Here is a 23,422-nt window from a genome sequence, read left to right as displayed (position 1 = left end):
GCGAATGTACAGATTGGCTTATAATTTCCAAATGGGAATTTGATAAACGGTGCGACAATATCTGAGCAAAATCTTACTTTTTCTTTCGGAATGAAATACGCTGTAATAACGAATCGAGAACAGGTTGAACGTCGGGCGATAACTTCAGGTAAAAGACACCGGGCAGGTAGAGCGCCGCAAAGAGCAGGCTTCTTCCTGCCAGCGCCCAAAAGCCCTGCATATCTTTAAAAACAAAATAGGTAATGCCATATACAACGGCCGCGAGGAGTATATTATAAATAGTTTTAGCGCTGAAAGGAAAAAGCCGGAACTTTTTCCATAAAAAATAAATGCGGATGCCATTGTAAACAGAGTACGAAATTAAACCTGCAATCGGCGGTCCCACAATGCCATACCATTTGGTGAAAATATAAGACAGCGGCAACATAATGATCAATAAAATAATACCGCTCCAAAGTTCAAAACGCCAATACCTAGAAGTAGCAATAACCTGCGCATTTACGCCGGTTCCCAAATCGACAACTCTCGTCAGGCCCATCACAACGAAAGCCGTAAAGCCCAATGCAAATTCTGGCTTGAGCCCAAAAAAGTAAATCGCATCGACGAAGTTTAGTGCGATCAGGCAAAACAAAAACAAAGACGCAATCAGAAGATTAATGGATGACCTCACATAAATCCGGTTTACTTTAGGCAGGTCTTTATACTTCCACGCTTCGGCCAAATGCGCCACGGAAACATTGACAACACTGCGTTGCGGCGCCTGGATGACGCTGGTCATCAATTCTGCCACAAAAAAAATAGCCAGGTTGGTGAGCCCATCTTCTACAACGGAACCAATAACGAGGCCATCAAAAACCTGAGAGATCATGGAAATTACCAAGGCGAAATAAACAAAGCTCGTAAAGCGCATTAAAATCTTTCTGATCCGCTTCGTCACAAAACTAATCCTGAAAGTAAATTTGATCGCGCCGATGTACATCAGGTAAATAAACATCGTGATCGCAATACCCCAATAAGTAAGTGCGTATAATTTAATGAACAAACTGAAATCACGGATGACGCCAGTTATATAAAGAACAATTAAAATCAACACTAAAACACGCCATTCCACTTCCTTTACAAAAGTGGCAAACACCGGCCGTTGAAGGCTTTGGCAGTAGGCTTCCAAAATATTATAAATCGATAACCCAAAGCCTAACGCATATACCCAATAATAATAATCAACAAATAGCGGTGAATTGGCAGAGTATTTTCGAACAACTATATGTTCGAATACATATCCAAAAGCGAATACAATCAAAAAACCAATAACGCCTACAAACAGCGCCAGCGTAAGCATTTCATTTTTATCGGGCTTGAGCCTGTCGCGATAATAAGGGTAAAATTTCAGGATATAGCTGGGCATGGCCAGTGTTCCGAGAGAAGCCAACAGCGCAGACAGTTTTACGAAAAGCTGGGCGAGGCCATACTCCTCGCTTAAAAAAAAACCCTCTTTACCGAAAAAAAAAGTGTTTAAAAATCCGATGGCAAAGCCAATATAAATGACCAAAGAAGATATAATGCTCTGCCGCCTTATTTTCCCACTCATTATGAATGCTTCTGATTTTTTATATTATTTATTATACCCATTGTCAAACATAAATCATTTTGGAGGATTAGTAGCCGACGAGGCGCTAACATCTTTGACAAATGTAGTATTGATATAGAAATCACGCTTCACAGCAGGATAGGTTCCGCCTGCATCAAGAGAGGATAAACTCTTTTCTGATGTTGTCGGGTGGAGCCACTTTCCATTAGTTAGTTGTACAGGCATATCAAAACCATCGACCACATTCGTCCATTTGTAAACAAACGTTTTGCCTTTTTCCTCAAATTGCAATTCAGGAATCTTTGTGGTTCTTAGATACTGATCAAAAATTTTGCTCAGATCAGTGCCACTTTGTTGGCTCATATACTCTTCTACCTGCCTGGTGGTAACCGTTTGATGATAAAATTTTTTGTTCAGCCCTCTTAGTATTTGTTTAAACGCCCGATCGCCAATCACCTGCCGGATCGTGTGCAGCATATTGGCGCCTTTGTAATACATGTCACCGCTGCCCTCTTCGTTCACGCCATATACGCCAATGATAGGAATATCGTTAGCAATATTTTTTCTGCTTCCGATTACATACTCGCTGCCGGCCTGTTTACCAAATTGACATTCTACAAACATGGTTTCCGTGTAATTGGTAAAGCTTTCGTGAATCCACATGTCCGCAATATCTTTTGAAGTAATATTATTAGCAAACCATTCATGGCCGCTTTCATGAATAATAATAAAATCAAATTTCAACCCCCATCCACTGCCGCTTAGATCCTTTCCCAAATAACCCATACCGTACTTATTACCATAAGCCACGCCACTTTGATGTTCCATGCCCAAATGAGGCGCATCGATAAGCTTGTAGCTGTCTTCATAAAAAGGATAAGGGCCCATCCAGTCTTCAAAGCAACGCATCATTGATGGCACTACAGCAAACTGCTTTTTCGCCTTTTCAAGATTATAATCCAACACCCAATAACTAAGATCGAGCTCGCCGTTGAGGCCTTTCATCTTTTCAGAAAAATTCACATACTTGCCAATGTAGGGTATGATATTATAATTGTTAATGGGATTTTTAACCTGCCAGGTCCAGGTGGCAGTGCCGTCGTTATTGGATTTGTTGCCCAGAAGCCTGCCATTCCCCACGGCAACCAGCGTATCGGGAACAGTGATCGCCAGCGAAGCCCCGCTATCAGGTTCGTCGCTCTGGTGATCTTTACAGGGATACCATACGCTGGCACCCAATCCCTGGCAAGCTACGCTGATCCAGTCTCTTCCCTTTGCATCTTTGGCAAATATCCAGCCGCCATCCCAGGGCGCGCGCTTGGCCTGTTTTGGATGGCCCAAGTAGTGCAACCTAATTTTACCGTTGGCGGGAATATCTGTTCCGACATCGAGCCAGTAAACGTTTCCTTCCCTTTCAAAGGCGATCGTTTTTCCGCTCGGCAGGCCAACCGCTTTTTCCAATTCCATAGGTTGCTGCAGGTCGATTTGCATGATCCGCTCCCCTTTTTTGATCACTTTAAAAGTGATGTCCACAAAACCTGAAATATTTCGTTGAGGTATATCAACTTTAACATTGATGTCGTAACGCTGAACATTCCACCAGTTCCGCGCCGGGCCAGATGTGCCGCGAAGTGTATCCTGCCGCGAGAAAGCTTTCTTGTTGGTGCCAAGCTGCGCCGACGCTGTTTGATGCATAAAGCAGATAAAAAATAAAACCCCTATCTTGAAAATATTTTTAACCATACACTACGAATTGAACTGTAAATTTAGCCGTTCAATCGTAAATCATTTTTAGAACTTGATAAACGGCTTTATAATATTCCACCCAAAAGTGATCCGCATTGTTCCTGTTTCCTTTCGCAGGATCCGAACCGTAGTTTTCCTGATGGCCATTGTAGCCGCTTTATTTTCCTGCACCGGCCGCAAAAAATCTGATCTACAAATTTTTCATTACAATGAGTACACCGGGATTGCGTCGCTGGATCCGGCATTCGCTAAAAACCAGTCTACCATGTGGCCGGCCCATCAACTTTTCAATACGCTGGTAGAAATTGACGACAGTCTTAACATCAAACCATCACTCGCAACGCGGTGGGACATTTCTGAGGATAAGCGGATTTACACCTTTCACTTAAGGCACGATGTTTTTTTTCACGACGATGCCTGTTTCCCGGAAGGCAAGGGCCGCCGGCTGAAAGCGTCCGATGTCGTATTTAGTTTGTCCCGTATCATCGATCCTAAAACCGCCAGTCCCGGCGCATGGATCTTTAACGAAAAAGCAGATAGCCTGCAGCCTTTCAAGGCGCTTAACGACAGCACGTTTCAGCTCACCTTGCAAAGGCCCTATCAGCCCATGCTCGGCATTTTATCCATGCAATATTGCTCGGTGGTGGCTCCCGAAGCGGTCGAAATGTACCGGCAAAATTTTCGCAGGCATCCTGTTGGCAGCGGTCCTTTTAAGTTTGTGGCGTGGGAGGAAGGACAGGCTTTGATTTTTTCCAAACACAAAAATTATTTCGAACGGGACAGCATGGGCAACCGGTTGCCTTATCTGGACGGTATCAAAATCAGTTTTAAAGATAGCCGCGCTACAGAATTTTTATTATTCCGGCAGGGGCAATTGGATTTTATCAACGAACTTGATCCCAGCTTTAAAGATGAAGTGCTTACTAAAAAAGGAACTCTCCGAAATATTTGGAAAGATAAAATTGAGTTGCAAACACAGCCCTACCTGAATATTGAATACCTGGGTTTCCTGGTCGACCCCTCCAGCGATCTGGTAAAAAATGCGCCGCTGCGGTTTAAAAAAGTAAGGCAGGCGATTAACTATGGTTTTGATCGTAGAAAGATGATTTTGTATTTACGCAACTCGTTGGGCACCCCGGCCGAAAGCGGCTTTGTACCAAAAGGGTTGCCTTCTTTTAACGATTCGATCGTTCAGGGATATCATTATGATATTGACAAAGCTTCACAACTTTTAAAAGAAGCCGGATTTCCTAATGGCAAAGGCCTTCAACCAATCAAACTTTTGACGATTTCCATTTATGCAGATTTTGGAAATTTTATTGCCAAGCAATTGGAAGAAATTGGCATTCCGGTGCAGGTTGAAGTCGTGCAAAAGTCTTTACTTTTTGAAATGACGTCGGGCTCCAAAGCTGCTTTTTTCCGCGGCGGCTGGATCGCCGACTACCCCGATGCCGAAAATTATCTTTCCGTATTCTACTCAAAAAATCCGGCGCCGCCCAACTATACGAGGTATGCCAACCCGGAATTTGATAAAGTGTTTGAACAGGCCATAAGAGAAACTAACGACTCTTTACGTTACGCGCTTTACCGAAAGGCCGATCAGATCGCCATCGATGACGCGCCCGTCGTGCCCCTTTGGTATGACAAAGTGATTCATCTCGTACAAAAAAACATAAGTGGTTTTCCGCCCAATGCTTTAAATCTGCTGGAGCTACGCCGAACCCGCATTAACTGAACCTTTTATGCCATACCATCAAACTTTGACCCTACCGCTAGGCATCCTGTTTATCAGCGAACAGGTTTCTTTTCTCGTAGGTTGGATTGGCACCGCATTTTACCTTATTGCATATTTGCTCATTAGCTTCAATAAGGTAAAAGCCAATAAACCCGCTTACCATCTGTTAAATATGGCCGGCGCAGCGGGATTGATCATTCATGCGCTTTATATGAAGGACGGGCCTAACCTGATATGCAATCTGGCCTGGCTTTCTATAGCCGTCATAGCAGTCATTTCCATCAGGTGGAAGCGGACTAAGTAAAACTTAACAACGCCAAAGCTTGTCTCTTATAACGCTTTAAACCTGCGGCGTATTCTTTTTCATCTTTTACCAGGCTTAAATAATAATACGCGCCATCCACTAACACGAAAATAAGGTCGGCGGTAACTGCCGGCTGGGAAACATTGAGCGAACCTTCTTTTTTGCAGGCCCTTATATATTGTTCGAGATTGCTGCGCAATGTTTCCAGCAGCTGCCGGTAGCGGGTAGCAATGGCTTCGTGCCGCAGCGCCAGTGCATAACAACTGTAGGAAACACTATCGTCAAATAACACGTTCCATTTCTTCGAAAACACATTGTCGATTATTTTCAGGAGGGTAGCTTTAGGATTTTTTTCCCAACCTTCCGGAACCGTAAATATTTGCAGATACTTATCAAGAATAAATTCAATAAGCCCATTTACCAATTGCTCGCGGCTTTTAAAATAATGGATAATTAAACTGGGGTTGATCCCCGCCAGCTCGGCCGTCTTCGCAAGCGACGCATTCTCTAATCCTTCCTGCTTCGCAATCTTATAAAAAACTTCTATGATCTCCTTTTGTCGGGCATCCTTTAAGCTTCGCCTTCCCATACCTATCAATTTTGATTTCTAAACAAACAAAAATTTCCTTCCTGACGCTGCAACGGGCGGCAGCTGCCGGAATCAAATTTAAATATAAGTTCTTTCGACGCACAAAAAACGTGGTAACATAAAAATAATAATAAATTAATTGAACGTTCATTCAAAATATTTTTTTAGTATTGTATCGCCATATATTTTTGATTTGTAAAACGGCGCGCCCTCCGATCGCCATAAACACAATTACTCAACCTCTACGATAAATCTATCATTAGTTAATCCCTTTTTTAATGAATAAAACCAGCATTATGAGGAAATCCCTTTTAGTCTGCCTGCTTATTGCCTGCGGCAGCACCATCTTCGCTCAAAACCTTACGGTTTCAGGAACCGTCCGGTCAGCGCGGGATAGCAGCATTTTAACCGGCGTGACGATTCAGGAGAAAAGCACGCAGAATTTTGTGCAGAGCAACAGTAACGGCGCTTATTCTATCACCATTGCGAATGGAGCAACACTGATTTTTACGGCCGCCGGATTTTCTTCGCAGGAGGTCGTGCCCAGCAGCTCCCAGCTTAACATTTATCTTGCAGATGCCGCCAGCACCGACCTCGCTGAAGTAGTCGTTACAACGGCGCTGGGCATTAAAAAACAACAAAAAGCGCTGGGCTACGCTGTTCAGGAAGTCAAAGGTGAAACGCTCGAAAAAACAAAAACCCCCACGGCGATCGGGTCGCTGGTGGGGAAAGTGGCCGGGCTCAATATCAGTAACACAACTGACCTTTTTCGAAATCCGGCCATCGAATTGCGGGGGAAAACGCCGCTTATCGTTATTGACGGCATTCCCGATCCCAATGCCGATCCGTATAAAATCAATGCGGATGATATCGAAAGCATCACCGTTTTGAAAGGGCCGGCCGCCGGTGCTTTGTATGGCCAATTGGGCATCAACGGCGCTATCATGTACACGACCAAACGCGGAAAAAAGGGGACGGTAAGCGTGGAGGTAAACTCATCAACTATGTTTCAGGGCAGCTATACGGTGATACCCGAAGTGCAGTCACAGTATGGCGGCGGCGATGCCGGCAAATACGCCTACATCAATGGTTCGGGAAGCGGCATTGAGGGCGGAGGCTGGCTTTGGGGGCCGAAGCTGGATCAAAAGGATCCTAATACTGCCAGCGGATTTGTAGAGTTGCCTCAATACAACAGTCCCTATACGCCCGACCAATCGTACACGGTAACTTTCCCGGACGGCACCAGTACGACCGGCAACTACAAACCGATTCCATGGGTATCGCGCGGAAAAGATAATATCCGGAACTTTTTTGAAACGGGCATTCTTTCCACTAACACCGTGTCGGCTTCGGCCGGAAACGAAAAGGGATCTTATCGCCTTTCGGCGGGACATATATATCAAAAAGGAGTAGTGCCCAACACCGGGGTCAACAATTCTTCTTTCTCTATTGGTGGCAATTATGACCTGACTAAAAAATTAACTGTCGATGCCAAACTCACATACAACAGGGAATATGCTGACAACTACCCGACAATTGGATACGGGCCGCCCAATATCCTTTACAATCTTATTTTATGGATAGGAACAGACGTGGATATCACAGATCTAAAAAACTACTGGGTGCCTGGTAAGGAAGGATTGCAGCAGCGGAATTATAATGTATCCTGGTATAATAATCCCTATTTTGTCGCGCATGAATTGCTGAATGGCTATAAGAAGAATAATGCCTTTGGCCAGCTCACTTTTGATTATAAGTTCAACAATGATCTTTCTTTGAAATTCAGAAACGGTTTCAACCAATATTCCGAAAATTCGGACGTAAAAGAACCGTATAGCTACGTTAACTATAGTTTTATTTCCAAGGGCAATTATAGTGTTACAAATACAAACTATTTTGATATTACATCAGACCTGATCCTAAATTATAATCACCGCTTCAGCAGCAGTTTCGCTGTCAACGCCAGCCTCGGCGGCGCAAATGCCTATCGCAATCTAAAAAGCGCTTCTTCGGCAACCGACGGTTTGACGATTCCTGAATTTTACAATCTCAGCAATACAACCAACCCGCTGACGGGCAGCAACACGCTACAAGAGCGCCGCACAGCCAGCGCTTACGGAACGCTCGATATTGAAGCCTTCAAATTTCTTTATGCCAATTTCACGGGCCGCTACGACAAATCCTCTACGCTGCCGGTAAATAATAATGCTTACTTCTATCCATCTGCGGGACTGTCGGCGGTAATCTCCGATGCGGTACAACTGCCGGAAGTGATCTCATTTTTAAAAGCCCGCAGTTCATGGGCCCGCGTGAACACCGGTTTTGTGGAGGCGCAAAACCCTTATGCCCATATTCTTACTTATTCGATCGGCACAAAATGGAACAACGTGCCGTCGGTGGTATGGCCCGGCTCATCTATTACGCCCGAGTTGATACCCAGCACAGTCGAATCTGCAGAATTTGGCATTGTAGCGGGCCTGCTGCGCAACCGTATTAATATCGATGCAACTTACTTCAGAAATAAAGAATATAACGGCTTCACTACGGTGCCGCAGTCACAGGCCAGCGGATATACGGGTGTGATTCAAAACGCCAACGTTTACCTGCGAAAAGGCTGGGAATTTGTGGTGAGCGGCACACCCATAACCAATGCAGATTTTAAATGGCAAACCACTTTCAACTTTAGCAATAGCCATCTTTGGCTCAAAGAGGCCACGGCGCCCGGCGCTGAAGGCTTTGTGGGCAATATAAAAGAAGGCGACCGCACGGATCGCATTTTCACCACCTACTCGCAAACCGCAGATGGCCGCCCGATTTTCAATACCAACGGGTCTTTGGCTTTTGATGCTAACCCTCATTTTTTTGGATACGGCGACAGCAAGTGGATCTACGGATGGCAAAACGCATTCAACTATAAAAATATTGGGTTGAGTTTTTCCTTCGACGGAAGGTTGGGCGGTTTAATCTACTCGACGACCAACCAGAAAATGTGGTGGGGCGGCGCTGCCGTAGAAACGGCCAATTCATTTCGCGACGACGCTATAGCGGGCAAAAACACCTATATCGCGCCGGGAGTTGTTGTTAAGGAAGGCGCAGTAGTTTACGACCGCCGCGGAGAGGTCGTTTCAGATACCCGCGTATATGAGGAAAACAAAACTGCCGTAAACTATATCTCTTTTATGCAAAGCGATGCGGGGCACGCATTGAATAATTATTTCTATTACAGCGGCAGCTATCTAAAAATGCGCGAATTGGTTGTAACTTATAATTTACCCTCGGCCTGGGTTGGCGGCGTCTTTAAAGGAGCCTCCCTTTCATTTATTGGGAACAACCTTTTCATTCTTTCGAAACTCCCTAACGTAGATCCCGACGCTGAATCAGACAATCTTCAAACCCCCTCGGTGAGAAGTATCGGATTTAACCTCAATCTTAAATTTTAAAAGATAAACGATGAAACATATTTTAATCTTTACTTTTCTTGCCGTTGCGCTTTTTTCCTGCAGGAAGTTTGAAGCCTTTCAGGAAAACCCCAACCGGCCAACCGCTACCGACCCATCGCTGCTGCTGACCAATATTGAACGCATCGCGTTCTCTACCATAAATGCGGATGCTGCGCTCGCCAGCCGTCAGCTCACCTACACGCAGGGCAATGCACGCTCGCAATATTATAATTGGGACCGAAGCTCCATGGGCTATTCAAACATTTCGCAGGTAGTCCGGATGGAGCAGGAAGCCGCCCGCGTGAATAAGCCGAACTATAGATATATTGCTAAATTTCTCAAGTCTTATTTTATTATTTCGATGACGCAGACTTTTGGCGATATTCCCTATTCGCAAATGATGCAATCGATAGAAAACAATAATTTCAATGACTCTTCGGCAACGAGACCGGCCTACGATCAGCAGCGCGATATTTATATACAGGTATTAAAAGAATTGAAAATTGCAAGCGACTCGCTTGGAGCAAGCCCCGACGCTATTTCGGGCGATATTGTTTTCAACGGATCGCTTTCCGCATGGAAAAAATTAATCAATTCATTTACGCTTCGTGTATTGATGAGCCTTTCAAAAAAAGAAGCGGACGCAACGTTAAACATTAAGCAACATTTCAACGAAATCGTGTCTAACCCGACAAAATATCCGTTGATCAGTTCTAATGCAGAAAACGGACAATTAAAATATTACGATATCAATGGCAATCGCTATCCTTACTACAATAATAATTCGATGAAGACCGATTACTATCTGGATAGTTCTTTTGTTGACATTTTACAAAACCTGAATGACCCGCGTTTGTTTACCTACGGCCAGCCTGCCGGAGCCGTTACAGCCGCTACTATTAAAGATTTCAGCAAATATGACGGATTGGTAGGCAGCGCGCCATTGTCTTACAATACAGGTAAAAAAGGAAGAAGCCAGGCTTCGGCGATTAACCGGCGCTATGCTTATGATATCACCAACGAACCCGGCGTTTTGATGGGCTATGCCGAGGTACAGTTCCTATTAGCGGAAGCTGTAGTAAGAGGATGGATCAGCGGCAATGCAACCACTTTTTATAAAAACGGTATCCGCGCCTCTTTACAGTTTTCCAACTTCAACTATCCTGCAGTTAGCGGTGTGTCTTACGCTGGTCAATTATACACCGATAACGATATCGACGCTTATCTCAATCAGCCGGTCATCAATTTGCAAAGCGGTAAAGAAATCGAACAGATCATTATTCAAAAATATATCAGCATGTTTATGAATGGCGGATGGCAAATTTTTTATGAGCAGCGCCGCACTGGTTTCCCGGTTTTCGAAACCGTCTTTTCCGGTGTGCTTAACAACAAGCAGGTTCCTAAAAGATGGATGTATCCTTTGGACGAGCAAAATTATAACGGTGTGAATTTACAGGAAGCGATTCAGCGCCAATATCCGGAGGGTGATAATATCAACGGAGTGATGTGGCTGATTCAATAACAAAAAGAAAAAATATCTTTACTTTAAAGGCGGCCCCGGTTGCCTTTAACCTTATTTTCTATTTAGTTTAAAATATATAATGAGCCAGAAACGAAGAGATTTCTTAAAGAATGCTGCCGTGTTGTCGGGCGCAGCCGGACTAAGCAATGTCCTGCCATCGAGCATCAGCAAAGCGTTTTCCATTAACCCGGAAAAAGGCACTACCTTTTACGACGCAGAACATATTGTTTTTCTAATGCAGGAGAACCGCTCCTTCGATCATATTTTCGGATGTATGAAAGGCGTTCGGGGCTTTAACGACCCGCGCATAAAAATATTGCCTGATAAAAACAAAGCCTGGATTCAGAAGTCAAAAACGGGCGCTGCCCACGCACCGTTTCATATTGATATCAACAAAACGAAAGTGACCTGGCAGGGCGGACTGCCGCATGCCTGGCCCGATCAAAGCCGCGCCAGGAACGACGGAAAATATGACCGGTGGATTCCTCAAAAATCGGAAATGTGCATGGGCTATTTCAACCGGGCGGATGTTCCTTTTTATTACGCAATGGCGGATGCCTTCACGCTTTGCGATCATTATTTCTGCTCATCGCTCACCGGCACCACGCCGAACCGGTTATTTTTCTGGACCGGAAAAATACGCGAACAGCTGAACGCCGCGTCAACACCTGCTGTAAATAACTCGCAGGCCGAGTCGCGCAACAACACGTATGTAGACTGGTCTTCGTTCCCTGCGCTTCTCGAGGATAATGATATCAGCTGGAAAATTTATCAAAACGAATTGTGGACCGCACAGCTTGATGATCATACTGATTACTGGCTGGGAAATTATGGAGACAATGCCATAGAGTATGTAAAGCAGCATCGGGTTAAACTCGCCTCTTATTTCCGGCAAAATGGCGATAAAACGGCCACCCCGGCGCTATCAGCTGAAGAGGTTTTAGAACGATATGAACAATTAAGCCAAAAGGAAAAAAATCTTATCGACAAAGCCTTTGCCTGCAACTCAGAAGTAGCGGATTATTTGAAACTCCACCCTTACACTTTTAAAAATGATAAGGGAGAAGAAGAAACGGTGACCATTCCTGCAGAAGATATTTTTCATCAATTCAGAAAAGATGTCGATTCCGGAAATTTACCGACAGTTTCCTGGCTCGTGGCACCGCAGGCTTTTTCAGACCATACAAGTACGCCGCTTTATGGCACGTGGTATGTGTCGGAAGCATTGAATATTCTTACTCAAAATCCTGAGGTTTGGAAGAAAACGATTTTCATTTTAAACTACGATGAAAATGACGGATACTACGATCATCTTCCCCCTTTCGTGGTTCCGCATCCTAATCAGCCCCAGTCGGGCAAAGTATCGGCAGGCATCAACATCGAGTCAGACTATGATTACAAAGAAAACTGGCCGATTGGGTTGGGATATCGGGTTCCGATGATCATCGCATCGCCCTGGAGCAAAGGCGGGTTTATCAACTCGCAGGTACACGATCACACTTCTACCCTGATGTTTCTTGAAAAATTTCTTTCAAAAAAAACGGGGAAGAAAATCCGGACAGAAAATATCAGCAGCTGGAGACGGGCGGTTTGCGGAGATTTTAGTTCGGCCTTTCGGCCTTATAATGGCGAAGAACTTCCTTTACCGGAATTCGAAAAACAAAAAGACGTTATTCATAATATTCAAAACGCTAAACATAAACCGAAACAAGCTGTTCCGGAACCGCTGACAAGCGGTGAAATTGAAAAAATCAATCGCTATGAATCATTTGCCCAAGAGGCTTCCAAATGGATGCCCGAACAGGAAAAAGGCGTAAGACCAGCCTGTGCGCTGCCTTACCGGCTACACGCAGATGCACAATTTAATAAGGCGGATGGGTTGCTGACGCTTTCGTTTGAGGTTGAAAATAACGAGCTGGCAGCCGGCAGTCCGTTCAATATGTACACACCCGATTTATTCGCCGGCGAGCCCGGCAAGACCTGGTTTTATGCTGTTAAAGCAAATGACAGGGTTACGGATGCCTTGCGTGTAGCAGATTTTGAACAGGGCGTTTATCATGTATGCATCGACGGGCCCAATGGCTTCCACCGGCAAATGCGCGGAACGGCTGCTGATCCCGGGCTGAAACTCAAATGCCGCTACGAAAGCAAATCATTCCCTTCAAAGAAATATACTGGCAACCTGATTTTGGAATTAGAAAGTGAAGATAAAACGGCAATAACCGTGGCTCTTAAAGATAACGCTTACCAAACGCAATCAAAAGCTATTCAACTAAGCCCTGGCAAAAAGCAATCAATAAAAATCGATCTTGGAAAAAGTTCGGGATGGTACGATTTCACACTGTCAGTGGAAGGCAATAACGACTTTAGCAGGCGCTACGCCGGTCATGTGGAAACAGGCGCTGTTTCTACCACAGACCCGTTTATGGGCGGTGTTTTGTAACCAGGCTTCGCAGATATAAAGAAGATACAATGGCTTCCGGTAGCGCAAAGGAACAGTCGACTACTTTTTTCGCTCATACTTCCAGTTGCGGCCTTTGCCTTCGGCAATCCATTCTAATGCAGTTGTGATGCGCTTTTCGCGGGTTGCTTCTGTTTTTGCATCGCCAATCCATTGTATATATTCTTTTCTGAAAGATGGAGCAGCTTTTTCAAATGCCGCTTTGGCCGTTTTATTTTTCCGCAGTGCTTTAGAAAACGCTTCCGGCACGGGCAGCTCAGCGGCTTTTTTGGCCGCCGGCCGTTTTATGGTTGTACCGTTGTCAATAAATGACATAGCCTCGAAAATACACTTCAATAAAACCTTATTGGGCGGCAGGTCTTTGACTACTGTTAGCTTTCCGAAAGAGCCCATGCCTTTGGGGTTTTCAATATTATTTTCTATACGAATCGCCTTTATGGTTTCCATCATATCCTCAAACCAAAAACCAAAGGAACAGTGTTGTTTAAAGGCCGCCATACTGCAGAGTATTTTTCCTTTATATTCAAAACTGGGCATGCCCCATTTTATGGATTCGGTAATTTGAGGAGCTGCTTTGTGTATTACGCCGCGCAGGTGCATTAATACAGGCTTTGCAAAGTCGGCAGCTTTGGCGATATACTCGTCCACTTTTGGATTATGATTCATATTGACGCAATTAAAAAAGCAAGCCGGATTGGCTTGCTCTAAAGTAATTATTTTTTCTATATCAGGAGTTTCCGAAAAGGTTCCCCACCGCTCCTTCCAGCATAGGAAATTTTTCTATAACATAACTCTTAATAGTTTCCAGCGCTTTGGCCGCCTGCTCGTCAGAAAGGCCCGCTTCCGCTTTTAATTTTTCTACCAGTTCGTTCATTTTTATTTGTTTATTTTTTAAAAAGGAGATGGCTGCGCTAAGCCGCTTTAATCAATCCCATTTTACTCTTGCTAAACTTGCGTTCAGCGTAGTCTTTAGTAAGCGTAAATGTCTTTTCTTTTGAAGAAGGAAGCTCATACATCGCATCCGTGAGAATGCTTTCGCAAATGCTGCGCAATCCTCTCGCGCCAAGCTTGTATTCGACTGCTTTTTGAACCATGTAATCGTACACTTCGGTTTCTACATCGAGCGTGATGCCCTCTAATTCAAACAATTTTTTATATTGTTTCATGAGCGCATTTTTTGGCTCAGTGAGAATATCGCGCAACGTCGAAGCATCAAGTGGATTTAAATGCGTCACTACCGGCAACCTTCCCAACAGTTCCGGAATAAGGCCAAAGGCTTTTAAATCCTGGGCATTCACAAATTTCAGCAGATTTTTTTTCATGTCTTCCTGCTGTTCTTTGTCTACGTTAAAACCAATCGTATTGGTTTGAATCCGGCGGCCAATAATCCTGTCGACGCCATCAAAAGCGCCGCCACAGATAAAGAGAATATTTTGCGTATTGATCTTTATCAGTTTCTGATCGGGATGTTTCCTGCCACCCTGAGGCGGCACCAATACGTCTGTTCCTTCGAGTAGTTTCAATAACCCCTGTTGTACGCCTTCGCCACTTACATCCCTGGTAATACTTGGATTATCGCTTTTGCGCGCCACCTTATCAATCTCATCGATATAAACAATACCACGCTCGGCCGCTTCTACGTCGTAGTTGCAAACCTGCAATAACCGGGTCAGGATGCTTTCCACATCTTCCCCTACATAACCCGCTTCGGTGAAAACCGTTGCATCCACTATCGCAAAAGGTACATTTAATACCTTCGCAATACTTCTGGCCAAAAGAGTTTTACCGGTGCCGGTTTCGCCCACCATTACGATATTGCTTTTTTCGATTTCGATTTCGCTATGCGTATCAATTTCCTTTCCGTTTCTTTGTTTAAGGCGTTTAAAATGATTATAAACGGCAACCGCCAACACTTTTTTAGCATCGTCCTGACCGATTACATACTCATCCAAAAAACTTTTGATTTCCATGGGCTTTTTCACATTGAGCGAAAAACCTGATGCCTGCGCATTTTCTTCAAGATGTAACTCCTGATCAATTATTTCCTGCGCATGCTCTACACAACTTTCACATATATGCCCGTCCTGGCCGGCAATAAGTATTTCCACTTCATCACGACTACGGCCGCAAAATGAACAATGTAAAGCTGTTCCTGATATTTTTTCCTTCATAATATAATAGCAAAGTTAAAAAAACCACTGCGATTAGTGGTTTTATTTAAAGTTTCTTCCGCTGCTCTCCCAAATTTGTTATCAACACTTTAACAATTGCTCAAACCAGGGCCAGGCGGAGGCATCCGTTGCCGACTATAATTTATCAACGATTTTATCGGCAATACCGTATTTGATCGCTTCTTCCGCATCCATCCAGTAATCCCTGTCAAAGTCGCGCATGATTTCTTCGATCGATTTACCGCAATTTTCAGCAAGGATTTTAGCGCCGATATGCTTCACGCGCTGGGTTTGCCGCGCCTGGATCTCCAAGTCGGAACTCACGCCGCGGATAAAACCGCCCAAAGAGGGTTGATGGATCATTACTTCCCCGTGAGGGTAAATATAGCGCTCGCCTTTCTCTCCGCCGCTCAGCAAAATGCTGCCCATGGAAGCCGCGAGGCCCATGCAAATCGTAGAGACGGGGCTGCTGATCATTTTCATAGTATCGTAAATCACCATGCCGCTGGTCACTACGCCCCCGGGACTGTTGATATAAAAATTGATTGGCTTACCGGGCTTGTCAGCTTCTAATAACAAAAGCTTGGTCGTTACTTCGCGGGCGCTTTTATCATCAACCACGCCCCACAAATACACAGCGCGCTTGTCGAAAAATAATTTTTCAAGCCGCTTGTTGAGCATCATCAAATCGTCTCTTTTATCTTGCGGTTCTTTTGGTTCTTCCTCCTCTCCCTCATCATCGCTGATGATCGGGCGCTGCCATTTGTTATTGTATATGTTTGAGAAATTCATTTTACTTAATTTATCATTTTACATTTATGATTTGAGATCGGTGCGGTGCAGATTTCAGCGTGATAAGCTCTTAGCTTAACTGATTGCGACGCACTGCATAACGAGCGTTTATTTCTTTTTATTCAATAACAACACTTCGTCCACCAGTCCATATTCCTTTGCTTCGGGCGCGGTCATCCATTTATCGCGCTCAAAATCTTTTTCGATCTGCTCGATGGGCTTGCCGGTATGGTCATGCACGATTTCGTACAACTCCACCTTCAGCTTGCGTATTTCGTTTACGGTAATTTCAATATCGCTTGCCTGGCCGCCAATGGCGCCGCTGGGTTGGTGCATCATGATGCGGGCATGCTTAAGCGCAGCTCTTTTTCCTTTTGTTCCGGCACCCAATAAAACACAGGCCATGGAAGCGGCCATACCGATGCAAATTGTGGCTACGTCCGGGCTCACATACTGCATGGTGTCATAAACACCCAGACCGGCATAAACGCTTCCGCCGGGGCTGTTGATGTACATGTTGATATCGCGAACGCGGTCGGTACTATCCAGGAATAAAAGTTGGGCTGTAATAATATTGGCCACTTCGTCGGTCACCGGGTAACCCAGGAAAATAATGCGGTCCATCATCAGGCGGCTGTATACATCCATCACCGCTACATTCATCGGGCGCTCTTCAATAATATTGGGCGTGAGCGCCGTAACGAGATGATTGCCATAACTATGAAGCGTGTTGCTCGAAATACCGTGGTGTTTCACAGCATATTTTTCAAATTCGGAATTATAAGTCATGTTTATTAATTGATATGTGGTAAACGTACATAAAAATTCTCGTTCGCAAGCCGGCAGTCGCTGCTAAAATTGTTCTTTTGAGCGCCACAGTCGAACGATCGAATATCTGATGGAAAATCTTGTCAAATATCTTTCCATTCCTAAAAACGCAAAAAAGCGTGACAGGTTGACTTAAACCGGGCTTTTTTTAAAGCCAAATGGGCAGCATGCCTCCCTTTACCGGTTTTCGAGATAAGCCTTAGGCAAAATCATATCGATTTGATGGGGCTGAATTACGGCAGCAATCTTCTTAACCTTGCCGAGGTATTCTCCATCCACCTGAAAGTGAACCGGCGATTTTGAAACAATATCCACCGAGTCGGTTTGATAGATTTCAATATTTTTTTTATCAAAACCCAAAGAAAGCATCATTTTCATAATAGGCCAGAAGGACAGGCGTTTCACCACCACCACTTCAAAAATGCCGTCATCAATTTCGCCTACAGGATTTATCACCGCACCTGTCCCGTATTTCCCCGCATTGGCAATAACGACCATGAATGCCTTGCGTCGAACGATGGAGCCGTTGTGTTTGATTTCAATTTTCAAAACCTGACGCCTCACGAGTGTTTTCCACGCCACTTTTAAATAGCCAATTTTGCCGCGCGTATCGCCGGCTTCGAAATTCCTGATCAGCTGCGCATTGATGCCGGCATCGCTGAGGTGCAGGCATATATGCTCGTCGTTGATCAAAACCGTGTCAATACGTGTGACGGCTCCTTGATCAATTATATCCAGCGCCTGGGGAACAGACTCCGGAATCAACAGCTCTTTGGCCATGCCATTGGCCGACCCGGCAGGAATAATTCCCAATGCCATATCAGAACCGGAGATAAAACGCGCAACAAGCGCAACGGTGCCATCGCCGCCTACGGCAATGACTTTGTTTGCTTTGGCATTCTTTATGTAGTTGTTAAGTGCATCGCAGTCGACAGGGCTCGTCAATTCGTAAAAGTCTAATTCAACATCTTTTTCATTAAAATAAGATTCGATTTCGGCGGACCAGTTGGTGTTCTTTCTTCCGGCCGTACTGTTGATTATAAAAAGGATTTTCACTGGCATTTTTTTCTTTAAAATTTTGAATGTTTAAAAAATTACTGATTCGAAAACTAAAGCTTATCAATGCGCCACATCTGAAGGTGTACAAAGGTTTTGGCAATTTAGACCATTGCACGATTTTAGGCCATGCGCTGCTGCGGTCAGCCCCCACCAGGGAAAAATTTAAAAATGGCGTTTTTAGTAATACGCTTTCGCTGCTCAAGACTTTTATGATAAAAACAATGCCAGATGCGCCAATAGAGGTGGAATGGCAGGGAAAAGTTTACAAAACCCGGTCGCAACACGATGGATTTTTTACATTGACTTTGCCCAACGAACCGAAACTTGAGCGCGGCGTTTATGAGGCCAAAATCACGCTTAAAACCGCGGCCCGCGAAACGCTTAGCGCCGCTACAGGCAATATCCATATTCCTTCTGTTAATCAATACACTTTTATTTCCGATATCGACGACACTTTCCTGATTTCACATTCTGCTTCCATTTTCAAAAGGCTCAAACTGTTGCTTACCCGCAACGCACATAGCCGCCAGCCCTTTGAAGGAGTGGTTAAACATTATAATGCCCTACAGGCTGCGCACACCAACGAAGACAACCCCAACCCTTTTTTTTATGTAAGCAGCAGCGAATGGAACCTGTACGATTTCATCACTACTTTTATTAAAAAAAATCAATTGCCTGACGGGGTTTGTTTATTGAACCAAATTCAAACGCTTTCCAAAGTGTTGAAAAGCGGGCAAAAAAACCACGCCAGCAAATTTGCGCGGATCGTGCGGATTCTCGAAGCTTACCCCACGCAGCGTTTTGTTTTGCTGGGCGACGATTCGCAACACGATCCATATATTTATGAATCGCTGGCGAAAAATTTTCCACAATTGATTCATTGTGTTTATATCCGATGTGTGGGAAGAGAAAAGAAAAAAGAGGTAATGGAGGCGCTCGACCAGATTTCGGGAAGGGAGATCCCCGTTTGCTATTTTGAGCACAGCATCGATGCGCTACAGCACTCTTTCGAAATCGGCCTTATCGATAAAAAAAAATAGGCGCCCTTTAAAGACGCCTATCGAACAGTATCGTATCAAATGCTTATGAATGGTGCGCGTGTTGATGCTCGTTTACCATTTTCGAAAAATCGTCCGCGCTGATTTGCTGGCTCGTTGGCTTGATTTGGGTTTCGGCCCATTCAAACACTTTTTGAGACTGAATGCGGTTATACGCATCTTCAATATACTTGCGGTCTTTCATCATCCGGTCGATATAATCATTTACCCAGGGTTGCTCGGTATCATTCGGCATCATGCCGCCCATGTAGCTAAACAATTGCGCCTGAGCAAAAGCTCTGAGTTCATCAGGCTTCACGTCAATATGCTGGTCTTTCACTATTTTTTCAGAGATCAAAGTCCATTTCAACTGGTTGAGGAAGTTGGGCATTTCTGCATCAATCTGCTCTTCAGTTTTCGCGGGTTGCCCTTCCTGTGGCTGCGCGTTTTGCGTCACCAGCCATTTACGCAGGAAAGTTTCCGGAAATTCGATAGACGTTTGATCCACTAATTTATGGAAGATTTGATCCTGGATTTGATTGCGGCTTTGTGACGCCCAGTAATTAAAGATTTGATCTTTTACTTTGGTCCGGAAATCTGCCTCCGTTTTCACATCCCCTTCAGGATATAATTGATTGAAAAACTCTTCGTTCAACTCCTTCTTTTCAAGCTCACTTATTTTAGAAATATTCAACCGGAATTGCTTTTTAATATCAGCGTCCTCGTCTTTGTTCAAACCCAGATCAGAAGCGATAAACTCAAGCTCTTTGTCTTCAAAAGCATCGGCCAGCACGATATCAATATGATCACCCACTTTCTTTCCGTTCAATTCTTTTTGAACGGCGTCTTTGAAATAACTTAAAAGCAGAGAATTTTCTTTTCTTAAACCATTCTCAATTTCATTGCCTTGAGCGTCAGTTTCAACAAAAGTTACGTTAAGCACATTGTTCGCACCATCCACCGCTTCTTTATCAGTCATGTTGCCATAACGATTTTGAAGCCGCTCCACTTCTTCTTCGATCATTTCGTCGGTGATATCGATATTATAGGCCGTAATGTCAGCTTTCGCCAAATCAGCTAATTCGAACGCGGGCTTGAGGCCGATTTCGAATTCAAAAGTATAGTCATCGGGACTATTAACGTTTAGCTTAGCCAGATCGGTATCCAAAGGAAGAGGCTGCGCAAAAATTTCCGCTTTTTCTTCCTGCAGATGGTTGATCAGTTCTTTATCTACCGATTTCAAAACCTCATCGGTAAATAAAGAAGCGCCATACATTTTCTTAATGAGGCCGGCAGGCACTTTACCGGGCCTGAAACCCTGGATGCTTGCTTTCTTACTATATTCCTTCAGGGATTTTTCGAAAGACGGGAGATAATCGGCCTTGTCAATTTTTACACTGATTTTTTCGTGTGACTGGCCTATCGGTTCTTTAGTGATTGTAGCCATTTGTTGCTTTGAAAAGTTAAAAAATTGACAGGTTGATAAGTAAGTACAACCGAAAAATTGTCAACTTAAAACTTATAAACCTGTCAACCAAATAGTCCGGATGAAGGGACTCGAACCCCCACACCTTGCGGCATCAGATCCTAAGTCTGACGTGTCTACCAATTTCACCACATCCGGTAAGAACTTAAATCGGGCTGCAAAAGTAAGGCTTTTAATTAATTCGGCAAGCAATAAATATTTCAGCCTATTTTTAGCGCGGGCAGGCATTACTGGCCCAGCCCGCAGTTTATTGCGCCCATTTTTGTTATATTTTTTTACATAAATTACGGCAAGAAATTGGCAAGATAGATTTCGACAGCCAATTGCTTCGACAACAACCGATGAACGAGATTGATAATGAAGACTGTAGAACAAAAACCTAAATACAACCTGAACGAAGAGGAAGAAAAAAAACTCATCGTGCGGGAATACCGCTCCTTGATGCGGCTTTTGAAAGACAAGCTCAAGCCGGGCGATAAAGATTTGATACGCGCGGCGTTTGAAATGGCCGCAGACGCGCACAGCAGCATGCGCCGCAAAAGCGGGGAACCTTATATTCTTCACCCCATCGCGGTTGCAAAAATTTGCGTTGAAGAAATTGGCCTCGGTGTTCGCTCAACCATTTGCGCGTTACTTCATGATACTGTTGAAGATACCGATATCACGCTTCAGGATATCGAAAAAGAGTTTGGGCCCGAGATTGCTAAAATCGTGGACGGCCTTACCAAAATTTCAAATTTTATTGACACTACTGTATCGCAGCAGGCGGAAAATTTTAAAAAAATTCTGCTGACGCTCACCGACGACCCGCGGGTTATATTGATTAAGCTGGCCGACCGATTGAATAATATGCGCACGATGGACAGCATGAAGCGGGAGAAACAATTGAAGATATCCTCCGAAACGGTCTACATTTTCGCGCCGTTGGCCCATCGGATGGGATTGTATTCCATTAAAACCGAATTTGAAGACCTGGCGATGAAATATCTCGAACCTGATATTTATAAGGACATCGCCCGCCGCCTCGCCGAATCAAAGCGCGAACGGACGCGCTATATCAACGAATTCATCAAACCTATCCGCGAAAAATTAGAAAAAAACCATTTCAATTTTGATATTTACGGACGTCCTAAAAACATCCATTCCATCTGGAATAAGATGAAGAAAAAGCAGGTGGTGTTCGAAGAAGTGTATGATCTTTTTGCCATTCGGATTATTTTGGACAGCGCCCCCGAAAAGGAAAAAGAAGAATGCTGGAAAGTATATTCTTTAATCACGGATGAATATACGCCATCCATCGAGCGGCTGCGCGACTGGGTGAGCAATCCCAAGGCAAACGGCTACGAAGCGCTGCACACCACTGTGATGGGGCCGCGCGGAAAATGGGTGGAAGTGCAGATCCGCACCAAACGCATGAACGAAATTGCAGAAAAAGGCCTGGCCGCCCACTGGAAGTATAAAGAAGGTACCGCCAGCGAAAACCGCTTCGACAAATGGTTCCAGCAAATCAGGGAAACGTTGAATAACGAAGATCCGGACAGCGTTAATTTCCTTCAGGAATTTAAAACCAGCTTTCTTACAGAAGAAATTTATGTATACACGCCAAAAGGCGACATTAAAATGCTGCCCTCCGGCAGCAGCGCACTCGATTTTGCCTTTTCCATCCACTCGGCGATTGGTGTAAAAACCATCGGCGCCAAAGTGAACCATAAGTTAGTGCCGATAAGTCATAAACTGTCGAGCGGCGACCAGGTGGAAATCATCACCAGCAACAAACAAAACCCCAGCGAAGACTGGCTGAAGTTTGTGGTAACCGCCAAGGCCAAAGCCAAAGTGAAAGAAGCACTGAAAGAGGAAAAGAAAAAAGTTGCGGACGAAGGAAAATACACATTACAAAGGAAACTGGAAGGCATGGGCGTCACCATGTACCAGGGCAATATTGAGGCCGTGGCCCAGTTTTACAAGCTTCATTCCAACCTGGAACTTTTCTACCAGATCGCTATAAAAAATATCGACCTGCGCGAGCTGAAAGAATTTAAGGTTTTCGGCGACAGGCTCGAAGCGCCGTCTCCGGTGAAACCCCAGGAGCAAAAACAGGAAAGCGCTCACGCACATACGCCCACCCCGGCTAAAGACGCCGAGCTGGTGATATTCGGCGAAAGCAGTGATAAGATCATGTATAATCTGGCCAATTGCTGCAAGCCCATTCCGGGCGACGACGTGTTTGGCTTCGTAACAACCGGGAAAGGCCTCACGATCCATCGCACCAACTGCCCCAACGCGGCTAAATTAATGGCGAATTATGGCCACAGGGTCGTTAAAACGAAATGGGCGAAAAACAAAGAGATTTCCTTCCTTACCGGTGTGAAAATCATCGGCATCGATGATGTGGGCATGGTAAGTCGGATCACCAACCTGATTTCCGGAGAGTTGAAAATCAATATTTCTGCGCTCACGATAGAAGCGACCGAAGGCGTTTTTGAAGGAAATATCAAGGTTTTTGTTCATGATAAGGAAGAGCTCGATCACCTGGTAAACAAATTACTTGAAGTAGGCGGCATCGAATCGGTGGAACGCTATGACACGGAGGATTTGCCCAAGTAGACCCGTTTATGACCAGCGGCGTGCGGCCGGCTATTTAGCACCTTCAACGCGGCGCTACGA

The 23,422-nt window shown here is 44.6% G+C and carries 17 protein-coding genes and 1 tRNA gene; 7 read left to right on the top strand and 11 right to left on the bottom strand.

Going from position 1 to position 23,422, the window contains the following annotated elements; genetic code table 11:
• Window positions 1-73: 73 nt before the first annotated feature.
• Both ABDK00_RS02220 and ABDK00_RS02215 read right to left on the bottom strand, forming a co-directional pair.
• Window positions 74-1,588: a lipopolysaccharide biosynthesis protein gene (locus ABDK00_RS02220; protein WP_346237874.1), complete on the bottom strand. Its 1,515-nt coding sequence runs from the start codon at window positions 1,586-1,588 to the stop codon at window positions 74-76.
• A 54-nt stretch (window positions 1,589-1,642) separates the two neighbouring features.
• Window positions 1,643-3,283, bottom strand: coding sequence for a M1 family metallopeptidase (locus ABDK00_RS02215; protein WP_346237873.1), 1,641 nt, complete (start codon window positions 3,281-3,283; stop codon window positions 1,643-1,645).
• A gap of 136 nt (window positions 3,284-3,419) precedes the next feature.
• Here ABDK00_RS02215 and ABDK00_RS02210 point away from each other — a divergent pair, with 136 nt between their 5' ends.
• Together ABDK00_RS02210 and ABDK00_RS02205 are read left to right on the top strand one after the other, a co-directional pair.
• Complete coding sequence (locus tag ABDK00_RS02210) at window positions 3,420-5,069, top strand: ABC transporter substrate-binding protein (RefSeq protein WP_346237872.1); 1,650 nt, start codon at window positions 3,420-3,422, stop codon at window positions 5,067-5,069.
• Between the two features lie 7 nt (window positions 5,070-5,076).
• Window positions 5,077-5,373: a CBU_0592 family membrane protein gene (locus ABDK00_RS02205; RefSeq protein ID WP_346237871.1), complete on the top strand. Its 297-nt coding sequence runs from the start codon at window positions 5,077-5,079 to the stop codon at window positions 5,371-5,373.
• Here ABDK00_RS02205 and ABDK00_RS02200 read toward each other — a convergent pair.
• Entirely contained in the window at window positions 5,366-5,962 is a 597-nt protein-coding gene (locus ABDK00_RS02200; protein WP_346237870.1) for a TetR family transcriptional regulator C-terminal domain-containing protein, read from the bottom strand. The genes ABDK00_RS02205 and ABDK00_RS02200 overlap by 8 nt on opposite strands.
• A gap of 296 nt (window positions 5,963-6,258) precedes the next feature.
• On the opposite strand from ABDK00_RS02200, the gene ABDK00_RS02195 reads away from it, so the two are divergent.
• From ABDK00_RS02195 to ABDK00_RS02185, 3 genes are all read left to right on the top strand, one after another.
• Window positions 6,259-9,402: a SusC/RagA family TonB-linked outer membrane protein gene (locus ABDK00_RS02195; protein ID WP_346237869.1), complete on the top strand. Its 3,144-nt coding sequence runs from the start codon at window positions 6,259-6,261 to the stop codon at window positions 9,400-9,402.
• Window positions 9,403-9,412: 10 nt separating this feature from the next.
• Window positions 9,413-10,924: a SusD/RagB family nutrient-binding outer membrane lipoprotein gene (locus tag ABDK00_RS02190; protein ID WP_346237868.1), complete on the top strand. Its 1,512-nt coding sequence runs from the start codon at window positions 9,413-9,415 to the stop codon at window positions 10,922-10,924.
• A 79-nt stretch (window positions 10,925-11,003) separates the two neighbouring features.
• Window positions 11,004-13,367, top strand: a complete 2,364-nt coding sequence (locus ABDK00_RS02185) for a phosphocholine-specific phospholipase C (protein WP_346237867.1) — start codon at window positions 11,004-11,006, stop codon at window positions 13,365-13,367.
• A gap of 60 nt (window positions 13,368-13,427) precedes the next feature.
• Here ABDK00_RS02185 and ABDK00_RS02180 read toward each other — a convergent pair whose 3' ends face one another.
• From ABDK00_RS02180 to ABDK00_RS02155, 6 genes are all read right to left on the bottom strand, one after another.
• Window positions 13,428-14,051: a YdeI/OmpD-associated family protein gene (locus ABDK00_RS02180; RefSeq protein WP_346237866.1), complete on the bottom strand. Its 624-nt coding sequence runs from the start codon at window positions 14,049-14,051 to the stop codon at window positions 13,428-13,430.
• Between the two features lie 61 nt (window positions 14,052-14,112).
• Entirely contained in the window at window positions 14,113-14,259 is a 147-nt protein-coding gene (locus ABDK00_RS02175) for a hypothetical protein (RefSeq protein ID WP_346237865.1), read from the bottom strand.
• A 37-nt stretch (window positions 14,260-14,296) separates the two neighbouring features.
• Window positions 14,297-15,556 (bottom strand): ATP-dependent Clp protease ATP-binding subunit ClpX, encoded by a 1,260-nt coding sequence (gene clpX / locus ABDK00_RS02170; protein ID WP_346237864.1) that lies wholly within the window; start codon window positions 15,554-15,556, stop codon window positions 14,297-14,299.
• 135 nt (window positions 15,557-15,691) lie between these two features.
• Entirely contained in the window at window positions 15,692-16,348 is a 657-nt protein-coding gene (locus ABDK00_RS02165) for an ATP-dependent Clp protease proteolytic subunit (RefSeq protein ID WP_346237863.1), read from the bottom strand.
• Between the two features lie 108 nt (window positions 16,349-16,456).
• Window positions 16,457-17,137, bottom strand: a complete 681-nt coding sequence (locus ABDK00_RS02160) for an ATP-dependent Clp protease proteolytic subunit (protein ID WP_346237862.1) — start codon at window positions 17,135-17,137, stop codon at window positions 16,457-16,459.
• Window positions 17,138-17,353: 216 nt separating this feature from the next.
• The gene (locus ABDK00_RS02155) at window positions 17,354-18,238 is read right to left on the bottom strand and encodes a diacylglycerol/lipid kinase family protein (protein WP_346237861.1); all 885 of its coding nucleotides are present in this window, start codon (window positions 18,236-18,238) and stop codon (window positions 17,354-17,356) included.
• Window positions 18,239-18,258: 20 nt separating this feature from the next.
• On the opposite strand from ABDK00_RS02155, the gene ABDK00_RS02150 reads away from it, so the two are divergent.
• Entirely contained in the window at window positions 18,259-19,275 is a 1,017-nt protein-coding gene (locus ABDK00_RS02150; RefSeq protein WP_346237860.1) for an App1 family protein, read from the top strand.
• A 43-nt stretch (window positions 19,276-19,318) separates the two neighbouring features.
• Here ABDK00_RS02150 and tig read toward each other — a convergent pair whose 3' ends face one another.
• Together tig and ABDK00_RS02140 are read right to left on the bottom strand one after the other, a co-directional pair.
• The gene (gene tig, locus ABDK00_RS02145) at window positions 19,319-20,719 is read right to left on the bottom strand and encodes a trigger factor (protein ID WP_346237859.1); all 1,401 of its coding nucleotides are present in this window, start codon (window positions 20,717-20,719) and stop codon (window positions 19,319-19,321) included.
• Window positions 20,720-20,814: 95 nt separating this feature from the next.
• Window positions 20,815-20,896: transfer RNA gene (locus ABDK00_RS02140), tRNA-Leu, on the bottom strand.
• Between the two features lie 219 nt (window positions 20,897-21,115).
• Here ABDK00_RS02140 and ABDK00_RS02135 point away from each other — a divergent pair.
• Window positions 21,116-23,362, top strand: a complete 2,247-nt coding sequence (locus tag ABDK00_RS02135) for a RelA/SpoT family protein (protein WP_346237858.1) — start codon at window positions 21,116-21,118, stop codon at window positions 23,360-23,362.
• The last annotated feature ends 60 nt before the right edge of the window (window positions 23,363-23,422 follow it).

Origin of the sequence: Niabella insulisoli (assembly GCF_039652435.2) — a bacterium.
Lineage (GTDB): Bacteria > Bacteroidota > Bacteroidia > Chitinophagales > Chitinophagaceae > Niabella > Niabella insulamsoli.
Note: the sequence above shows the minus strand (reverse complement) of the source record. Positions and strands in the feature narration are given on the sequence as shown.

Coding starts and splice junctions, on each gene's coding strand:
- ABDK00_RS02205 (WP_346237871.1), top strand. CDS start 5,077: ATGCCATACCATCAAACTTTGACCCTACCGCTAGGCATCCTGTTTATC.
- tig (WP_346237859.1), bottom strand. CDS start 20,719: ATGGCTACAATCACTAAAGAACCGATAGGCCAGTCACACGAAAAAATC.
- ABDK00_RS02155 (WP_346237861.1), bottom strand. CDS start 18,238: ATGCCAGTGAAAATCCTTTTTATAATCAACAGTACGGCCGGAAGAAAG.
- ABDK00_RS02220 (WP_346237874.1), bottom strand. CDS start 1,588: ATGAGTGGGAAAATAAGGCGGCAGAGCATTATATCTTCTTTGGTCATT.
- ABDK00_RS02180 (WP_346237866.1), bottom strand. CDS start 14,051: ATGAATCATAATCCAAAAGTGGACGAGTATATCGCCAAAGCTGCCGAC.
- ABDK00_RS02135 (WP_346237858.1), top strand. CDS start 21,116: ATGAAGACTGTAGAACAAAAACCTAAATACAACCTGAACGAAGAGGAA.
- ABDK00_RS02200 (WP_346237870.1), bottom strand. CDS start 5,962: ATGGGAAGGCGAAGCTTAAAGGATGCCCGACAAAAGGAGATCATAGAA.
- ABDK00_RS02165 (WP_346237863.1), bottom strand. CDS start 16,348: ATGAATTTCTCAAACATATACAATAACAAATGGCAGCGCCCGATCATC.
- clpX (WP_346237864.1), bottom strand. CDS start 15,556: ATGAAGGAAAAAATATCAGGAACAGCTTTACATTGTTCATTTTGCGGC.
- ABDK00_RS02185 (WP_346237867.1), top strand. CDS start 11,004: ATGAGCCAGAAACGAAGAGATTTCTTAAAGAATGCTGCCGTGTTGTCG.
- ABDK00_RS02190 (WP_346237868.1), top strand. CDS start 9,413: ATGAAACATATTTTAATCTTTACTTTTCTTGCCGTTGCGCTTTTTTCC.
- ABDK00_RS02160 (WP_346237862.1), bottom strand. CDS start 17,137: ATGACTTATAATTCCGAATTTGAAAAATATGCTGTGAAACACCACGGT.
- ABDK00_RS02175 (WP_346237865.1), bottom strand. CDS start 14,259: ATGAACGAACTGGTAGAAAAATTAAAAGCGGAAGCGGGCCTTTCTGAC.
- ABDK00_RS02150 (WP_346237860.1), top strand. CDS start 18,259: ATGTTTAAAAAATTACTGATTCGAAAACTAAAGCTTATCAATGCGCCA.
- ABDK00_RS02195 (WP_346237869.1), top strand. CDS start 6,259: ATGAGGAAATCCCTTTTAGTCTGCCTGCTTATTGCCTGCGGCAGCACC.
- ABDK00_RS02215 (WP_346237873.1), bottom strand. CDS start 3,283: ATGCATCAAACAGCGTCGGCGCAGCTTGGCACCAACAAGAAAGCTTTC.